Genomic DNA, 16,853 nt, shown 5'->3' on the forward strand with positions numbered 1-16,853 from the left:
ATATCGCTTTTTATAAGGAGAATGGCTGCATAAGGCGGCATTCAAAATCAAGTTGTTGTCGATGAGAGTAACATATATTCAGCCAGGATTTGCAGCCCCGTTTCTATCGTATCGAGTTCCAGCCATTCGTGGGTCGTGTGTTCGTCGTGGCTGCGGCAGACGCCGAAGGACAGGGCCGGGATGCCCAGGCTGAGGGGGATGTTGGCGTCGGTACTGCCGGAAATAAAGGGCGTGCCGAGGCCGTACTTGCTGCGGATGGCGGCGATGCGCCGGCATTGAGCCGAGATATCTGCGCCGCTGCTGCAGGGCCGTTCGCCGAGAAGGGTCGTCGTAAGGGTCAGGCCGTCTTGTTCGGCGTCGGCGAGGAGGTGCAGAAAGGCGTTGTCCAGTCGTTCTAATTCGTCATGCGATTCGGAGCGAAGATCGACAGTGAATTCGGCGCTGGCGGCGATGGAGTTAATCGTCGTGCCGCCGCAGATGGTGCCGACGTTATACGTCGTCTTCGGAGCAGCTGGGACAGGCAGGCTGTAGAGTTTGGAAATAATAGACGCGGCGGCAGCGATGGCGCTGGTGTGTCCGAAGTGCATCCAGCTGTGGCCGCCCTGGGCTTCGATGGAGACGCGGTAGCGGCGCGACCCGACGGGAATGGCGACGACGTCGTCGAAGGTGCAGTCGACGGCGAGGGCCTCTGTAATGCGCCCCTTCCAGTCGGCCATGATGCGGCGCATGCCCTTGAGATTGCCCATGCCTTCTTCGCCGACGTTGAAGGCAAAGAGGGCTCCCTGCGGCAGGGACAGATCCAGGTCTTGAATCATGGCGATGAGGAACAGCAGTCCTGCGACGCCGGCGCTGTTGTCGCCGCACGACGGTGCAGCGAGGATATGGCCGTCTATGCGGGGCGTCAAATCCGTAGGGCTTTCGAATACGGTGTCCATATGGGCGCTGTACAGCGGAAAGGCCGTCTGCCCCTCGATTTGGCAGGGGCAGAGGACGTTTCCCGCCTCGTCGATGCAGGCCTGCCCTTGGCCTAGGTCGTGCAGATATTTCAGCACCCAGGCGGCTTTTTTGCCCTCCTGCCCCGTCGGCGAGGGAATGGTGATAATCTGGCGCAGCAATTCTGTGAATTGAGAATGGCGGCTGCGGATATAGGTATTGATTTGTTCTACTATAGAGGAATGCATGAATTTCATCTCCTTGCCATGCCGATGGGCTGCCCCATGTATCTCCTTATAGCGTGGAGCAGCCAAAGAAAAACATCAGGAACGGCTTCACGTACCTGATGTTTTTTTTTATTACTCCGTTGCCGGCGCAGACTGGACGGCGGCAATGGCCTGGATGGTTTCTACTGGCAGGTTCATGATGCGGGCGATCAGTTCATGGGACAGGCCTTCCTGGAGCATCGTCGCTACGGTTTGTTCCGTCAGCCGTTTCCGTTCCTCCAGCCGACCTTCTTCCCGCCCTTCGGCCCTGCCTTCCTTTCGCCCTTCGGCCCGTCCTTCTTCACGGCCCTCGGCTAAGCCCTCGGCCCTGCCTTCTTCGAGGCCTTTCTGCCAGCCTTCGGTCCGGCTCTTTTCGATATTGTGCATCATAGAAATATAGTCGCGCCGCGCTTTTTCCTGAATTTCGTATTTCCGGCGCAGCTTTTCGTCCTGGGTGAAATACATTTCGCATTTCATCGCTTCTTTGATGGCCGGTTCGCTCATAGCCAGCACCTCCCGTTCTTCGTCGCTGCATTGGTGGGAAAAATAGGCGATCCAGCGCTCTGATTTCCGCAGCTTGCGGATGTCGCCGATGCGGATTTTTTCCAGCTCAATAAAGTGCATTTCTAAATCATCGATGAGGATGTCCTTTGTTTCATCGTTGCAGATATGGTATGAATGATGGCATGCCGTATACTGGGCAAAGGCGTTGAAATCCATCAGGTTGATGGAAATGGCCGGCATGAGCTTGTCATAGGGCTCGCCTTCGCGGAGCTCGCTGCCGTACATTTTTGCCCAATAGTAGAGGGAACGGCGGGCCATGTCTGGGTCTTTGCAGACCTGTACTTCAATATTGACCTGCGTGCCGTCGTTCATTTTCGCCCGGATATCCAGGACAGATACCTTGCCGTCCTGCATGATGGGGGTCATTTCTTTGTCTAAGAACTCTAAATCGGTGAACAATGTATCGTCGGTCCGGTTCAGGATTCCGTTGATAAAACTCAGCGTGAGAAATTTCTTTTTCGCATCGCCGAGCAGATATTTGAAAAATACGTCGTTTAGCCGGTTTAATTGCTGAGCCATAGCCGCCTCCTTTTTTACTATTCTTACTTGTATTGTATCACGATTTGCCTTTATGCCATAGGGAGAGGGGCGTTATATTATGAGCTGGAGGCATAGAAAAACTCGCTGCGGCGAGGTGTGCCGCAGCGAGCTGATGGGAAGGGGATTAGCCTAAAATCTTTTTCAAGTCTTCTTCCGGTGTGGAAATGGGGGTGATGTTGTAGTTTTCTACGAGGAAGTTCAGTACATTCGGCGATACGAAGGCCGGCAGCGTCGGGCCGAGGTAAATGTTCTTGAGTCCCAGGTACAGGAGCGTGAGGAGGATGCAAACGGCCTTCTGCTCGTACCAGGAGAGAACCAGGGTGAGAGGCAGGTCGTTGACGCCGCAGCCAAAGGCTTCTGACAGGGCGACTGCTACTTTGATGGCACTGTAGGCGTCGTTGCACTGGCCCATATCCATGATGCGGGGCAGGCCGCCGATAGTGCCGAGGTCGAGGTCGTTGAAGCGGTATTTGCCACAGGCCAGGGTCAGGATGACCGTGTCAGCCGGAGTCTGTTTGACAAAGTCCGTATAGTAATTGCGGCCCGGACGGGCGCCGTCGCAGCCGCCGACGAGGAAGAAGTGTTTGATGGCGCCGCCTTTGACTGCGTCGATGACTTTGTCGGCGACAGAAAGAACTGTGCCGTGACCGAAGCCGGTCATGACTGTCGTGCCGCCGTTGATGCCCGTGAAATGCTGTTCTTCGCTGTATCCGCCCAGGGCCAGGGCCTTTTCGATGACCGGCGTAAAGTCCTTATCTTCGCCGATGTGGACGAGACCGGGGTAGGAGACGACTTCCGTCGTGAAGACGCGGTCGCTGTACGAGCTGCGGGGCGGCATGAGGCAGTTTGTCGTGAACAGGATAGCACCGGGAACGTTGTCAAATTCCTTCTGCTGATTCTGCCAGGCTGTGCCGAAGTTGCCCTTCAAATGGCCGTATTTCTTGAGCAGGGGATAGCCGTGGGCCGGCAGCATTTCGCCGTGGGTATAGATGTTGATGCCTTTTCCTTCGGTCTGCTTCAGGAGCAGTTCCAAATCCTTCAGGTCGTGGCCTGTTACGATGATAAAGGGGCCCTTTTCAATTGTCAGGGGAACCGTCGTCGGCGTCGGCGTGCCGTACGCCGTCGTATTGGCTTCGTCGAGGAGAGCCATGCAGGTCAGGTTGACCTTGCCCGTTTCCATGACGATGGGCAGGAGTTCATCCATGCCCCAGTCTTCGCCGAGGGCGGCCAATCCCTTCAAGAAGAAGGCATCGACCTCTTCGCTGCTGCGGCCCAGCATGAGGGCATGATAGGCGTAGGCTGCCATGCCGCGCAGGCCGAAGAGGATGAGAGATTTCAGGGAGCGGATATCTTCGTCGGCTTTCCAAATCTGACGGACGTCATAGTCGCCGGCCTGTCCGCCGAGGGCCGCTTTTTCCGCACGCACTCTGTCTATCATGATCTGAATAGTTGATACGTCGAAGTTGACGTTAGTAATCGTTGTAAATAAAGCTTCCAGCACGAGGCGGTGCGTCTGGGCTGTCGGAGCATTTGTCTGACAGACGCGGGCCAAGCCGATGAGGGCGCTGGTCAGTTCATCCTGCAAATCTGCTGCGGCAGCCGATTTGCCGCATACGCCGGCGCAGCCCGTGCAGCCAGTGCCTCTCATCGTTTGCTCACATTGAAAACAGAACATTTTATTTTCCATAGTAAAGACCTCCTTTGGAACGATACTCATTTCAGTTGATATACTAAGTATAGTGGCAAAGGAGGTATCTGTCTGTTGTAAATACAACGGATTTGCAATATTGCAGTTTTTTTGTATGAATTAATCGCTGTGGATATGATCCAGCATGGACTGGATGAAGGACAGCATCTGCTGCCGGTCGTCCCGTGAGAGGCCCGCTAAGACGGCGCTGCGGTGATTGCCGGCGGCCTGGGCTGCCAGGGGGTACAGCTCCCGGCCCTTTTCTGTGAGGGAAATGCGTTTTTCCCGTTTGTCCTGGCTGCTCGTCCGCACGATGAGTCCTTTCTGCTCCATCTTGCTCAGGGTCTTGGAAATGGCTGCTCCTTCGATTTCCAGCGCCGCGGCGATGTCCGACTGAGGAAAGGAGTCGTGTTTGGCGACGAAGTTGAGGACGGTCCACTCGGAGCTGTACAGGCCGAGAGGCTTCATCGCGTCGTTGACGCCTTTGGTAAAGGCTCTCATCGTCAGATATAGATGATGAATCAGGGCGTCGTCGGTGTATTTCAATGTGTTAGGCATGGGAATTCTCCTTGTGCAGGGCAACGGATTTTCGGGAAGCCGGCTTATAGAAGTGCTGTCCTAGGAAGGCTGCTAAAAACAATACCATCGCGGCCAGGACATAGTAAAACATGTTGACGTAGCCGATGACGCCGGCGACGCCGCCGAGGACGATGATGCCGCCGCTGGTGCCGACGTCCAGCATGTTGTAGTAGGTAGCGCTGGCGCTGCTGCGGCGTTCCGGCGCGACGGAGTTAAACAGCCAGGTCATGAGGGACGGCATAATCAGGCCAGCTCCCGTGCCGTAAAAGACGGCGGCAATCATAAGGGCTGTAAAGGACGCGGCGTGGATGATGACGACCAGTCCGGCGATGTAAGAGACGATGCCTGGCAGCAATACCCAGAAGGGGCCTTTGCTGTCATAAATCCGTCCGCCGAAGGTACGGGTCAAAAAGACGAATATCGTGCCGACGACGAAGAAGAAGCCTGCATTGGGAATATGGACTTCCTGGGCCAGCAGGGCGATAAAGGTATTGACGCAGCCGTAGGCCAGGCCAAAGAGCATCGTAAAGAAAGAAGGAAATCCCGTGCCGGCTTCGAAGAAGCGGCTCCGCCAAGGTACTTTCACTTTCGGCGCGCGGCGGGAGCGGCGGATGGCGCTGACCGATTCGCTGCAAAATACAGTGCAGCCGACGGCTAAGGCCGCGGCGATGGTGGAAAAGACGAAGAGGAAGTCAGAACTGAAATCGGTGAGCAGCATGACGCCCAAAGCCGGCGCAATGCCCATAGAAATGGTGTTGCCCAAGCCGAAATATCCTACGCCTTCGCCGCGCCGCGACGAGGGGATGATGTCGACGGCCAGGGCGGCGGCAAAGGTCGTGCCGAGACCAAAGCCCAGCCCCTGTATGATGCGGGCTATCATCAGCATGTGTATAGACGTGAAGAAGGCGTAGGCAATTGTCGATACGAGGGAGAAAAACAGACCCAGGTATAAGCATTTTTTCTTGCCCAACAGCTTGACGAAATCATCCGTAAAGAAGCGGATGAAGATAGCCGACACGCCGAAGATGCCGGAAATCAGGCCGATTTCCGCGCCCGACGCTCCCAGGGACGCCACGTACAGCGGCAACGTCGGCAACAAACAGTGGAAGCTAGCAAATAACAGGCCGTTGGCGATAATAATAGCGAAGAAACGTCTTGTCCATAACGGAGCTTTCGTCATGAAATCAAATCCTTTCTAAAAAAATAGATAACTAGTTAACTATTAGTGAATAAAAAAATCAGATAATTAACTAGTTAAATATCTGATGAATGAATATACTATACCGCCGTCCATTCGATTTGTCAAGTCGAGCGGCGGCAGGCCCAGAACGAATTAGCTGCGGAACGTGGCGTATTGGGCGAGAATATAGTATAATTTCTTACAAGCATATGTTCAGCGCGATGCTGCCGGAACAGGATGTATCAGGAATTTCAGCTGTACAGCAGGACTGTCCTTTTATTCGCTCATACAGCAGATATATTATCATCCTTTCTTATGCTATAATAAGTGTATATAAAGAATACAAAATAGGAGGCTGTACGATGGCAGACACAGTATACGCAGTATTTAAGACCAATCACGGCGATTTCACCGTCGAATTATTCCCCGACAAGGCGCCCATTACGGTGGCGAACTTCCGCAAGCTGGCCGAATCGGGCTTTTACGACGGCACGATTTTCCACCGCATCATTCCCCAGTTCATGATCCAGGGCGGCGACCCCGAAGGCACGGGCTACGGCGGTTCGGACGAAATGATCCCTGACGAATTCGACCCGTCCCTGACCTTTGCCGAACCGGGCGTCCTGGCCATGGCCAACGCCGGCCCCAACACGGGCAGTTCCCAGTTCTTCGTCACCGTCGTGCCGACGCCGTGGCTCCAGAACCACCACTCCATTTTCGGCAAGGTCGTCAAAAATTACGATGTCGTCGAAGCCCTCAGCCAGGTGCCGACGAACCGGTTTGACCGTCCTCTCGACGACGTAGTCCTGGAAACCGTCGCCATTACGGATACGCTCTAAGAGGTTCCATGCCGTTTTATACCTACATGGTGCGCTGCGCTGACGGCACGCTGTACACCGGCTGGACCTTGGACGTAGACAAGCGCGTCGCCGCTCACAATGCGGGCCGCGGCGCCAAGTATACTCGTTCCCGTCGTCCCGTCCGCCTCGTGTGGAGCCGGGCCTTCCCGACGAAGCACGACGCGATGCACTGGGAATGGCAGATCAAGCAGATGCCCCGGGCAGAAAAAGAAGCCCTCTGCCAGTCCCTGCCAAAGGAGATGGTATAACATGATACATTGGAAGAAAGCCTTGACGGCAGGCTTCCTGAGCCTGACCTTGTTCGCCGTCCCCGTCAGCACGGCTATGGCCGCGTCGTGGTGGCAGACCCTGGCCTACGGGGCCGCCGCCATGACCTTGGCCAAGCAGCAGCTGACGAAAATGGACGACGGCGCGAAGCAGCAGATGCTGGCCAGCACCCAGGCCAAGACGGGCGTCGTCGCCGGCGAAGCCTACGGCGACCGTTTGGAAGGGATTCAGCGCAACATCGTAGCCACGGGCATGATCGAACGCCAATACGACGTATACGCCAACCCGTCGGAGGACCTGAACGCCTTTGAAACCATCGGCGGCGTCATTTCCGTCAACAAGGGCATGATGGACGCCCTGAGCGACGACGAGCTGGCCTTTACGCTGTGCCATGAAATGCAGCACGGCGAAAAACGCCACGCCGTCAACGGCGTCTTGAAGAGCATCGGCATCGCGACCCTCGTCGACGTGGCTCTCGGCGGCGACCTCAACGTCCTCGACGTCCTCTTGGGCAGCGTCGCCGTCAACTACATCGACAACGAAGTGGTGACGATGGACCAGGAAAAAGAAGCCGACGCCCACGGGTTTGACGTCTTCAAGAACACCCAGTACAACGTCGGCGGCGCGGCCTCGTCCATGCAGCTCGTCTACGAGCAGTACGGCGAGCTGTATCAGGAAGGCTTCAAGCGCATCATCAATCCGAACAACCATCCGCAGATGACCAGCCGCATTGAAAAGCTGGCCTTCCGCATGAGCCAGTGGTCGGGCAACCACGTCCAGGTCGGCGGCGACGTCGTGTACGTCAACGCCCAGCCGGTCATCCATCCCGTCCCGTCGGGCGACTACTCGCCGCGGCGTAGGGCCTTTCTGGCGGCGGGCAATCTGGCCCGCGTGACCCACAACGAGTACGGCGAGGCCATCGATGAAGACGAAGTCCAGGCCGTGCCGCTGAACCAGCAGGATAAAAAGGGCAAGAAAGCCCATAAGGACGCCCCCATCTATCCGCCGGCATGGAACGTAGCCCAGCATGGTTCCGACATTTACGTCAACGGCCTGCGCATCATGACCTGCGCGCCCGGCGACGACGGAGGGGCTATTACCCAGTCCTTGGAAAAGGCCTTGAAGGCCGAGCCGGCCATGTTGTCGGAAAAGGAAATCAAGAAGCTCAACAAAGAGTGGAAAAAACAGTACGAAGCAGATAAGAAAGCCAAAGAAGAAGCCGAACAGGCCGCGGCGGAAGCCCAGCAGCCTGCCGAAGCTTCGTAGGCTCAATACGATACGCGCCGCCGACGGGACAGACTTCCTGCCCGACGGCGGCGCGTCGTTATGCTGCTTTTGATTTTGAGAAAGGAGGAGAAGGCCATGCGTTACAGCGCTTTCTGCTGCGCCGTCCTGACGGCTCTTACCCTGGGCGCAGGCCTCGTCGCCGTGGCCTATCAGACGGCAGAGCCCCAGGAGCTCGTCGACCCGCCGATGGAACAAGCCCGCCATCTGTTGATCGACCACGCGGAGACAGACTGCCGGCATCAGCCCGTTATCACAGAACATTATACGGCAGACGATCCGGCGTCGGCCCGGCCGGTCCTGCGCTGGAGCCGTATCGACGGCGCCGTCATGTACGACGTGCAGGTTGTAAAGCGTCATGGCGGCGGCCCGTCTCCGTGCTACGAGCCAGTCATGGCTGTGCAGCGCGTCTACAATACGGCCTGCGAGCTCCTGCTTCCCGCCGGCTGCCGCGAGCCCGTCCTGTACTGGCGCGTCAAGCCCCTGAACCTGCGCGGCCAGGCCATCGGCCCCTTTTCCGAGCTGGAGCCCCTGCCCGTAGACTGGCAGAAACAGGACGTAGTCAAGCCCGTTCCCTTGTCGACGTACAATCAGGGCCAGGGGCAGACCCTGCTCTATCCCGTATACGACTGGATAGCCATGCCCGACGCCGACCATTACGAAGTAGAAATCCTCGACGCCCCGCCGGAAAATCCCAACGGCACAGCGCCCTCGGCGCACCGCATCGCCGTCTATACGACGCCTATCGCCCATCAGTACGACAGCCAGGCGCGCATGTCGGCGCAGCCCTTCTATTGGCGCGTCCGGGCCGTCCGCAGCGACGGCAGTCCTTTGGGCGTGTACTCCGACGCCTCGTCGTATACGACCGACCCGAGCCGGCCCTGCGCGGCCGCTATCTACGGAGACAGCATCAGCCACGGCGGCGGCAGCGTGTCCTACTCGCCGGCGGACTGGGAATTCAGCTACGGCCATTACCTCGCGTTCCCTACGGTCAACCTGTCCTTCAGCGGCGACACGAGCCGCACGGCCGTCGAGCGGTTTGACAAGGACGTCGCGCCCTTCCGGCCGCCGTACTTGCTCATCCTCATGGGGACGAACAGCCTCCGCGCCGGCGTCGAGCCAGCCGAGGTCATCGCCAACATGGAACAGGTCAAAGCGAAATGCCTATCATACGGTATCCGACCCGTCTTTCTCACCTTGCCGCCCCTCAATCCGGACAACATCCGTGCGGCTTTTGGGCAGGACACGGTACGGAGCTGGCGCGAAGCCATTGCGGCGGTCAATTCCTATGTGAAGACCCAGGTTCACGTAGACATTACGCCGGGCATGGCCGACGAACGGGGCGAGCTGCGGGAAGACCTGGCCGTTGACGGACTCCACCTCGACCCGCCGGGCAAGCGCCTCATGGCCGAGGCCATCAACGCTGCCTGGCCGGATATTACGGCTCTTCCCGACGAAGCGTGGAATTCTGATGATGAATTATAATGAAAAATACCCGTCTCGGCGACGATCAGCCGGACGGGTATTTGCGTAGTTTGCAATCATACAGCGAACATACGAACGAAATAGTGTTGACTATATATACAGTTGTCTTGTATACTATTGCCTAAGAGGCGCTGCGCCATCACGGCAGGCGGTGAAAAAAGCCCCCGAATCTGTATGAAACGGGGGTGATGCCCATGAACGACACCAATGTAACCTTGTTACTGTTTATCGTTTTGGTCATGTTGTTGAAAGATACGACAAAGAAGTAACCGCCACCTTAGTTTTCCCAGACTAGAAACGGTTGTTTATTTGTACGTAATCTATCCAGGGGCTATACCGTTTGCTGGCACAGCGCCTCGCTTTTTCACCTTTATTATAACGGCTGAGCCCGCTGCCGTCAAGGTGCGCCCTATACCACCTCGGCAGACAGCTGCTGAGACGGGTATTTGCATATCATACTGTCCGGCAGACGGTGAAAAAAGCCCCCGAATCTGCACGAAACGGGGGTGATGCCCATGAGCGATACAAACATAACGTTGTTATTACTCATCGTTCTTGTGGTTTTGTTGCAAAATGTAACAAAAAAGTAGCCGTCACCTTAGTTTTCGCGAGCTAAGACAGCTACAATTTTGTAACCATTGCGGGGGCTATACCGTGTGTTGGCACAGGGCCTCGCTTTTTTCACCTTTATTATAATGGCTGAGCCCGCTGCCGTCAAGGCGCGCGTCATGGCGCCAGGGCTATTCGCCTGGCTTTTCCGTGCTTTCAGGTGCGGCATCGTCGGGCCGATGGGCCTCGCCCCAGCGGCACATGGCTTCCATAATCGGGTAGAGGGAGCGCACTTTGTCCGACAGGCTGTATTCGACCTTCGGCGGGATTTGGGGATATTCCCGGCGGACGAAGGCCGTCGCGCTCCATGCCTTTCAGCTGCTCGCTCAGCGTCTTGTAGGTAATGGCCCCGATTTTTCGCTTCAGCTCGTTGAAGCGGATGGTCTCGTATTCGACGAGAAAATACAAGATGACCAGCCGCCATTTGCCGCCGATCAGGGACAGGGTGTAGCCGAAGGGGACGTCGGACAAGGCCTGCAGGGCTCCTTCGTAAGGCTTCATGCTCATGAGGGGTACTTCCTTTCTCCATAGTATGTGTCAAAAAAGTGCGTACTATACAATCCGTCTTTTCTTTTTTATCATAAAAGAAGAAGGATATACAAGTCAACCCGGCTCAGCCGGAGAAGGGAGCTCTGCCATGAAAAACGTAAAAATCACCATACTCAAGACGACGCTGGATGCGGAACTAGCCGCCCAGTACGGCGTGCCGGGACTCACGGCTTGTCCCATGATGCGGGAAGGGCAGGTCTTTTACGCCGACTACGCCAAGCCCGAGGGCTTCTGCGACGAAGCGTGGAAGGCGATCTATCAGTACGTCTTCGCCCTGGCTCACGGCGACGGCAAGACCTTGTTTTATCACGGCGACTGGATCGCTAAGCCCAACGTCGCCATTTGCAGCTGCAACGACGGCCTGCGCCCGGTCATCATGAAGCTCGAAGGAACGGACGAAGAAGCGGAACTCAGCTATGTTCCCGTCCGCTGACGGCTTTGCGTGAATCTATTCTCCATATGCATGTATAAGACTTTGTTATATTATATTGATATACTACAGCTCCGGCGGCGCAGTCCTGTCAGCCTGTCATTCGGCAGGAATGCGAGCCGAAAGCCTTCGGTTTGTCCTCATTTTTGTCCGCTGAGATAAGACGAACGATACGACATAGCCGCTCGAATCCGGCCCCTTTGGCCTAGGTTCGGGCGGCTTTTGTCATGCCTTTTTCTCTATATCCGACGGCAGCGCGGACGTGAGAATCCGCATGGATACGCCGTTTTTCGCTGTTGGCATCAAGGGATGTAACGCGTACGTAACGCCCTAGACTAGAAGAGACAAGACCAGAGGAGACAAGAGGGAGATAAGAGAAGAGACGCGCAGCGTTACGGGCGTCGCCCCGGAACGGACGGAATAGACGGAGAGAAATTTTTCCATGAGGAGACATAAAACGACGGGGCCTTTTCCCTTACTATTATAGAACGCAGCCCCCAGGAGCTGACGAACGGGAGGACCGAAAATGAAACAACTTCGTTGGATGAAAACAAAAATTGGATTGTTTGGCGACCCGAAGGTCATGGCCATGCTCAGCCAGCGCCACGGCGAGACGTACTTCGTCGTCTGGTTTTTGCTCAAGGACATTGCCGGGACGGTCAACTGCGACGGCTACGCCTGCCTGTCGGAGCAGGTGCCCCTGACGGGCGAATACATCGCCCGCGTCCTTCGCCGCCGCCGCGACGTCGTCGAAAAAGCCCTTGATTTCTTAGAGCAGATAGACCTCATCCGCCGCGATGAAGAAGGCCGTATTCGCCTCGTCGACTGGGAAGAATTGCAGGATTTTGACAAGGACGAACGCCGCCGCCAGCAGACGCGCAGCCGCGTGGCCCGATTCCGCCAGAAGCAGGGCGAAGGGGGCGGCCGAGCTGACGGCGGTACTGCCGAAGCTCCTGATAAGACGGCAGGAGGCGAAGCCGCGGCATATTACGCCCAGGTCTTTGGCGGTATCCATCGGGCGGCACAGTTTGCCTTAGACGAGATGGAATGCCGGTGGGGCGTCGACGCCGTCTGCCGCGCTGTAGCCATTGCCAAGGAGCGGGGCGCTGAGGGAAATAACCTCAACTATATCCGCTCGATTCTCGCCAACAGCGGCGGACAGCCGCGGCGAAGGGGAAAGGATGATTGCCATGGGTATGCAAGTATTGATGAATACGTTAGTGTCATGCTTCGGCAGGCGGATGAATATGAATCCGCAGTTCATACACGTGCTGAAGGCCAGCCTGCCCGCCGGGCTGACGGAGGAACAAGGCGCGGAGCTGGGCGCCCGCCTGGCCCAGACCTGTAAGTTTGCGCCGACTATAGCGGAAATCCTGGCCGAGTGGCGGGCTATGCGCCGCGATATGCAGCGGCGCGAGAGTATGCCGCCGCCGATGCCGGTACGCAGAAACCCCGCCGTCGTCCGCCGGCTGCGCTCTGTCCGCGACTTGCTGAGGCAGGGCAGCCCCTTGCCAAAGCAGGACATCGGGCCGGAGCTGCGCGAGTTTGCCCGGAAGCGGTTTCCCGACATCAGCGACGACGTCATCCGGAGAAACTGGCTGGAAATTATGAATTGCATGGACTATGCGGCAGAACAACAACGGACGGCTTCGCCCTACCAGATGGTCATGGAGCTGGAGGCCGACGGGACGATCAGCCTGAGCATGAAGACCTTGGAGTGCGCTGGCTGACGGCTTGAGTTTCGCCGCCAGATCCATGGTATATATAATACATATTTATATGGAGTGCAGCAGTTCATTTCCCCAGAGGCGCAAGGCTCGCAGGGGCAGCAACGACAAAGTTTCCTGCCGTCCCATGCAGGAGACGCCGACGCGACAGATTCAGAAAGCCATGGCGGCCGACATGGCAGTTCTACGAAGGAGGCGTTCCTATGCATCGGATTATGCAGTGTTTAAGAAACCTCGACAAACAGACTATTGTATTTGTGATTCGTTTGATTCAATATTTCGTTAGGAGGAAATACAACGATGAAAATTTATCTCAACGCCGGCCACGACCGGCTCCTTGATTCCGGCGCAGTCAACGAAGCCATGGGATTGCGCGAGTGCGACCTGGCCTATGAGCTGGCCCAGAACGTGAAAGGATATCTGGAACGAAATGGCGTCGCCGTCCTGTTTGGACAGCAGGATAACCTGTACGCCGTCTGCGGCGAAGCCAACGACGCCGAGGCCGACGCCTTCGTGTCCCTGCACTTCAACGCGTTCAACAAGCGCGCCGCCGGCACGGAAACGCTCATCTCCCATACGGCAGAGAGCCTGCTTTTGGGCCATGCCATTCAGTCCAACATCAAAGCCGTCCTCAACCTGCCCGACCGCGGGCTGAAGGAACGGCCGGGCCTCTTCGTCCTGCGCAATACGGTGATGCCTGCCGTCGTCGTCGAAGTGTGCTTTATCGACAACGACTACGACATCCGCCAGTACCAGAGCCGCGCCGACGCCGTAGCGCGGGCCATCGCCACAGGGATCATGCAGTGGCCGGCAATGGCAAGGAAGGCGGCGTAATGCCGTGCCTTCTATGGCACAACATTGAGAAATACAAAAAAAGGGTGCGGCCCCTTTAGGCCGGGATGTTACTTTTTTCTTTCTGCGTGGCCAGAAAGTTCCCATACTTTCTTTCTGAGCGGTCAGAAAGAAAGTATGCAAAGAAAGAACCGCCGCCCAGGTACTACCGAGTCTTGCTGTACATGGCGCAGGCGGCACGGCAAAATCGCTTTGCTCGGATGCCGTTTTTTCCGCCTGCGCCATGTACAGCAGCCGACTTACGTCGGCACGACTCGTCCGTAATGGGCGGGCAATCTGCGACTAGACGACAAGTACCTTTTTATGACGATTTCATAGGCTTTCAGCATAAGGCTGGCTATACGCTCTTTTAGATAGAGCCCAGTGCATGTGTTTTAGTGTCAAAAAAATGCGCATTGCATAGGAGTTTTGTGTTTGTTAAAACTAAATGTATTACTCGGCGATGCGTTGGGGCATTGTATCATGAGAAAGAGGTACATCCAATAGGTAAGAATATACTGTGCGGCAATATATGAGGAACGGGCTCGGTGTTTTCTCGCCCGTTACGGACGCGCCGGGCCGCCGCAGGCGGATGCGAAGAGCCTTACAGGCGGAGTAAGCAGTATCCGAGCGAAGCGATTTTACTGCGCCGCCTGTCAGGCTCGCAGCAAGGCGCGGGAGTTCCGGGCCGGCCTCTTTCTTTTTTTGATTACTTTTTTCTTTCTGGCCGCGCAGAAAGAAAAAAAGTAATAGTATTCCCTTGCGTTGGGACACAACGCAATCCTAGACTTCCCCTGTCTTTGCGCCAACAAAGACAGAAAACATATTCACATTCCAAAGGAGGAATTTATTATGGCAGAACGTACTGCAATTTCCAGCAAGTTGAAACTCACCGTTTCCTATCAGGATCACGAAGGGACGCAGAAGAAGCGGCAAATGACCTTCGCCCACCTCAAGCCTTCGGCCGAGCCTGAAAGCATCACGGCTGTGGCGACGGCTATCGGCACCCTGCAGGACGATCCGATTACGTCGATTCGCGAAGTCATTGAAAATGAAATTACGGCCTAAGCCAGTATTTTCCATTTCGAAAGGAGAAACATACCATGATTCAGACTAAAACCAGAACCTTACAGCTCGAATTTGCCGACGCTGCCGGAAACAGCGTCGTCTATTCCCTCAAAAATCCCAAAGAAGGCCTCGACAAGGGCACCGTCGACGCCGCCGTCGGCACGCTGCTGGAAAAGAAGATTTTCGCGACGGCCGAGGGCGAGCTGACGGCCTTGAAGGACAGCCGCATCATTACCCGTCAGGTCGAGACTCTTGACGAATAAGGTATAATGATAAGTAAAACGCAAAATGCCTTGGGCGTATGCTCAAGGTGTTTTGCCCTATAAGGAGGCAACATTGTATGACCATTCCTGTACGGCAATGCATCCGTCAAGTCCAGATGGGCGACGTCGATGCCATTGCAGATATTTGTCAGCTGTACAACCCCTTTATCCAATCCATGGCCCGTAAATACAGCTACGTGTACGGCAGCATTCACGACGCCCGCTCGGTCGCGACTACCGCTCTGATCGAATGTATTTATTCCTACGACTTGGCGGACAACGTAGATGTCCCCCTGGCTATCGTCCGGTTCGTCAGAAAGCAGTTCGGCGATGATGCCTATCGCTACAAGCAGGAACAATCCCTGCTTGAAAAGAACGTCTACTGTCCCGAAGGCGGCACGACCGATCTGCCCGACTATCTGGAAGACCAGAACGCCGTCTGTCCCATGGGCCGGGTCATCGAGATGGAAGAAAAAGAAGAGCTCCAGCGGGCCTTGGATACCTTCGACGAGAAGGAACGCCGCCTCGTCTGCCTGCGCCACAAGGAAGCATGGACCTTCCGCTCCATCAGCGAAGAACACGGCATTCCCATCCCCTCGATCCAGACCGTCATCAACCGCGGCGTACGCAAGCTTCGCAGCCACTACGGCCTCGACGGAGACGCGCCGAAGAAAATCCCGAAAAAGTATAGGGGAAAGAAGTAACCAAAAAGAAAGAGGCCGGCCCGGAACTCCCGCGCCTTGCTGTGAGCCTGACAGGCGGCGCGGTAAAATCGCTGGCGCTCGGATACCGCTTCTTCCGCCTGTCAGGCTCTTCGCATCCGCCTGCGGCGGTACGGCGCGTCCGTAACGGGCGGTGCTGGCTGTAGGCAACGTCCTTTGCGAGTATTGACTATGTGACGGCGTATGGTATAATATAAGCAGAATTCAATATGTCCATTTAACACACGAAATCCCCGTAACGTTGCCGCGTTACGGGGATTTTCCGTGGGGCTGGTTGCTCCTATTAGTGTCTGTTCAGCCACTTACAGATGTAGTTTGCGACTACGCCTGCCATGACAGACAATACAAAAGAATTCAATATTTCCATTTAACTCCCCCCTTTCTGTTGCCAGAAATGGAGAAGAGCAACGCGTTTAGTATATCATGCGATGATTAGAGGTTTCTTAAAGTTTTATGAAAGAAACATGAGAAAAAGGGAGAATGCTTGCATGGCCGTTGACTGTGCGGCGGCGTATGGTATAATATACGTAGAATGTAGTGTTTCCATTTGACACACGAAAACCCCGTAACGGTTGCAGCGTTACGGGGTTTTCTCGTGGGGCAGGTTGCTCTGGGATTATCTGTCCCACCACTTACAGATGTAGTTCGCGACTACGCCTGCCATGACAGACAATACAAAAGAATGTAATATTTCCATTTGACTCCCCCCTTTCTGTTGCTGAGAATGGGGAAGAGCAACGTGTTTAGTATATCATGTGATGATTAGAGATTTCTTAACGTTGCATGAGAGATACATGAGAAAAACAGAAAATGACTGTACAGTTGTTGATTGTATGATACCTACATGAAACATTGAACCGATACGACGGGCCGAATCCATTGCGGATTCGGTCTTTTTTTTGTACGCAAAAAAATGGCTGAAATACCGTTAAAAATGGGCATTTTCACTTGACATAGGGGGTAGTTAAATGGAAATATTTAATTCTTTTGTATTGTCTGTCATGGCAGG

At 55.5% G+C, this 16,853-nt stretch carries 17 protein-coding genes; 11 read left to right on the forward strand and 6 right to left on the reverse strand.

What is annotated here, in order from left to right; genetic code table 11:
• Positions 1–47 precede the first annotated feature (47 nt).
• The 5 genes from B5F80_RS06255 to B5F80_RS06275 form a co-directional block, all read right to left on the reverse strand.
• A complete protein-coding gene (locus B5F80_RS06255; protein WP_239386317.1) occupies positions 48–1,181 on the reverse strand; it encodes a M20/M25/M40 family metallo-hydrolase in 1,134 nt (377 codons plus the stop codon).
• A gap of 111 nt (positions 1,182–1,292) precedes the next feature.
• Positions 1,293–2,282, reverse strand: a complete 990-nt coding sequence (locus B5F80_RS06260; protein ID WP_087477965.1) for an Rpn family recombination-promoting nuclease/putative transposase — start codon at positions 2,280–2,282, stop codon at positions 1,293–1,295.
• A gap of 145 nt (positions 2,283–2,427) precedes the next feature.
• Positions 2,428–3,990, reverse strand: a complete 1,563-nt coding sequence (gene hcp / locus B5F80_RS06265; RefSeq protein ID WP_087477966.1) for a hydroxylamine reductase — start codon at positions 3,988–3,990, stop codon at positions 2,428–2,430.
• Positions 3,991–4,110: 120 nt separating this feature from the next.
• A complete protein-coding gene (locus tag B5F80_RS06270; RefSeq protein WP_087477967.1) occupies positions 4,111–4,548 on the reverse strand; it encodes a MarR family transcriptional regulator in 438 nt (145 codons plus the stop codon).
• Complete coding sequence (locus tag B5F80_RS06275) at positions 4,541–5,749, reverse strand: MFS transporter (protein WP_087477968.1); 1,209 nt, start codon at positions 5,747–5,749, stop codon at positions 4,541–4,543. Before B5F80_RS06275 ends, B5F80_RS06270 begins: the two co-directional genes overlap by 8 nt.
• A gap of 362 nt (positions 5,750–6,111) precedes the next feature.
• On the opposite strand from B5F80_RS06275, the gene B5F80_RS06280 reads away from it, so the two are divergent.
• The 4 genes from B5F80_RS06280 to B5F80_RS06295 all read left to right on the forward strand — a co-directional run bounded on the left by B5F80_RS06280 (position 6,112) and on the right by B5F80_RS06295 (position 9,645).
• Positions 6,112–6,588, forward strand: a complete 477-nt coding sequence (locus B5F80_RS06280) for a peptidylprolyl isomerase (RefSeq protein WP_087477969.1) — start codon at positions 6,112–6,114, stop codon at positions 6,586–6,588.
• Positions 6,589–6,596: 8 nt separating this feature from the next.
• A complete protein-coding gene (locus B5F80_RS06285; protein WP_087477970.1) occupies positions 6,597–6,857 on the forward strand; it encodes a GIY-YIG nuclease family protein in 261 nt (86 codons plus the stop codon).
• A gap of 1 nt (position 6,858) precedes the next feature.
• Positions 6,859–8,142, forward strand: a complete 1,284-nt coding sequence (locus B5F80_RS06290; protein ID WP_087477971.1) for a M48 family metallopeptidase — start codon at positions 6,859–6,861, stop codon at positions 8,140–8,142.
• 96 nt (positions 8,143–8,238) lie between these two features.
• Positions 8,239–9,645, forward strand: a complete 1,407-nt coding sequence (locus B5F80_RS06295; protein ID WP_087477972.1) for a GDSL-type esterase/lipase family protein — start codon at positions 8,239–8,241, stop codon at positions 9,643–9,645.
• A gap of 765 nt (positions 9,646–10,410) precedes the next feature.
• On the opposite strand, the gene B5F80_RS06300 is transcribed toward B5F80_RS06295, so the two are convergent.
• Positions 10,411–10,761 (reverse strand): helix-turn-helix domain-containing protein, encoded by a 351-nt coding sequence (locus B5F80_RS06300; RefSeq protein ID WP_255376413.1) that lies wholly within the window; start codon positions 10,759–10,761, stop codon positions 10,411–10,413.
• Positions 10,762–10,891: 130 nt separating this feature from the next.
• Here B5F80_RS06300 and B5F80_RS06305 point away from each other — a divergent pair, with 130 nt between their 5' ends.
• The 7 genes from B5F80_RS06305 to B5F80_RS06335 all read left to right on the forward strand — a co-directional run bounded on the left by B5F80_RS06305 (position 10,892) and on the right by B5F80_RS06335 (position 15,826).
• Positions 10,892–11,236, forward strand: a complete 345-nt coding sequence (locus tag B5F80_RS06305) for a TIGR04076 family protein (RefSeq protein ID WP_087477973.1) — start codon at positions 10,892–10,894, stop codon at positions 11,234–11,236.
• Between the two features lie 523 nt (positions 11,237–11,759).
• Positions 11,760–12,581, forward strand: coding sequence for a phage replisome organizer N-terminal domain-containing protein (locus B5F80_RS06310; RefSeq protein WP_087477974.1), 822 nt, complete (start codon positions 11,760–11,762; stop codon positions 12,579–12,581).
• Positions 12,481–12,963, forward strand: a complete 483-nt coding sequence (locus B5F80_RS06315; protein WP_143747167.1) for a hypothetical protein — start codon at positions 12,481–12,483, stop codon at positions 12,961–12,963. Before B5F80_RS06310 ends, B5F80_RS06315 begins: the two co-directional genes overlap by 101 nt.
• Positions 12,964–13,260: 297 nt before the next feature.
• Positions 13,261–13,794 (forward strand): N-acetylmuramoyl-L-alanine amidase, encoded by a 534-nt coding sequence (locus tag B5F80_RS06320; RefSeq protein WP_087477976.1) that lies wholly within the window; start codon positions 13,261–13,263, stop codon positions 13,792–13,794.
• A gap of 849 nt (positions 13,795–14,643) precedes the next feature.
• Positions 14,644–14,859, forward strand: a complete 216-nt coding sequence (locus B5F80_RS06325; RefSeq protein WP_087477977.1) for a DUF1659 domain-containing protein — start codon at positions 14,644–14,646, stop codon at positions 14,857–14,859.
• A gap of 35 nt (positions 14,860–14,894) precedes the next feature.
• Positions 14,895–15,122 carry a DUF2922 domain-containing protein gene (locus B5F80_RS06330; RefSeq protein WP_087477978.1) on the forward strand — a complete coding sequence of 76 codons (228 nt, stop codon included), beginning with the start codon at positions 14,895–14,897 and terminating at the stop codon, positions 15,120–15,122.
• Positions 15,123–15,199: 77 nt separating this feature from the next.
• Positions 15,200–15,826, forward strand: a complete 627-nt coding sequence (locus B5F80_RS06335; RefSeq protein WP_158099961.1) for a sigma factor-like helix-turn-helix DNA-binding protein — start codon at positions 15,200–15,202, stop codon at positions 15,824–15,826.
• Positions 15,827–16,853: the final 1,027 nt, after the last annotated feature.

This window comes from Megasphaera sp. An286, assembly GCF_002163455.1.
GTDB lineage: Bacteria > Bacillota > Negativicutes > Veillonellales > Megasphaeraceae > Megasphaera > Megasphaera stantonii.

Coding starts and splice junctions, on each gene's coding strand:
- B5F80_RS06255 (WP_239386317.1), bottom strand. CDS start 1,181: ATGCATTCCTCTATAGTAGAACAAATCAATACCTATATCCGCAGCCGC.
- B5F80_RS06260 (WP_087477965.1), bottom strand. CDS start 2,282: ATGGCTCAGCAATTAAACCGGCTAAACGACGTATTTTTCAAATATCTG.
- hcp (WP_087477966.1), bottom strand. CDS start 3,990: ATGGAAAATAAAATGTTCTGTTTTCAATGTGAGCAAACGATGAGAGGC.
- B5F80_RS06270 (WP_087477967.1), bottom strand. CDS start 4,548: ATGCCTAACACATTGAAATACACCGACGACGCCCTGATTCATCATCTA.
- B5F80_RS06275 (WP_087477968.1), bottom strand. CDS start 5,749: ATGACGAAAGCTCCGTTATGGACAAGACGTTTCTTCGCTATTATTATC.
- B5F80_RS06280 (WP_087477969.1), top strand. CDS start 6,112: ATGGCAGACACAGTATACGCAGTATTTAAGACCAATCACGGCGATTTC.
- B5F80_RS06285 (WP_087477970.1), top strand. CDS start 6,597: ATGCCGTTTTATACCTACATGGTGCGCTGCGCTGACGGCACGCTGTAC.
- B5F80_RS06290 (WP_087477971.1), top strand. CDS start 6,859: ATGATACATTGGAAGAAAGCCTTGACGGCAGGCTTCCTGAGCCTGACC.
- B5F80_RS06295 (WP_087477972.1), top strand. CDS start 8,239: ATGCGTTACAGCGCTTTCTGCTGCGCCGTCCTGACGGCTCTTACCCTG.
- B5F80_RS06300 (WP_255376413.1), bottom strand. CDS start 10,761: ATGAGCATGAAGCCTTACGAAGGAGCCCTGCAGGCCTTGTCCGACGTC.
- B5F80_RS06305 (WP_087477973.1), top strand. CDS start 10,892: ATGAAAAACGTAAAAATCACCATACTCAAGACGACGCTGGATGCGGAA.
- B5F80_RS06310 (WP_087477974.1), top strand. CDS start 11,760: ATGAAACAACTTCGTTGGATGAAAACAAAAATTGGATTGTTTGGCGAC.
- B5F80_RS06315 (WP_143747167.1), top strand. CDS start 12,481: ATGAATCCGCAGTTCATACACGTGCTGAAGGCCAGCCTGCCCGCCGGG.
- B5F80_RS06320 (WP_087477976.1), top strand. CDS start 13,261: ATGAAAATTTATCTCAACGCCGGCCACGACCGGCTCCTTGATTCCGGC.
- B5F80_RS06325 (WP_087477977.1), top strand. CDS start 14,644: ATGGCAGAACGTACTGCAATTTCCAGCAAGTTGAAACTCACCGTTTCC.
- B5F80_RS06330 (WP_087477978.1), top strand. CDS start 14,895: ATGATTCAGACTAAAACCAGAACCTTACAGCTCGAATTTGCCGACGCT.
- B5F80_RS06335 (WP_158099961.1), top strand. CDS start 15,200: ATGACCATTCCTGTACGGCAATGCATCCGTCAAGTCCAGATGGGCGAC.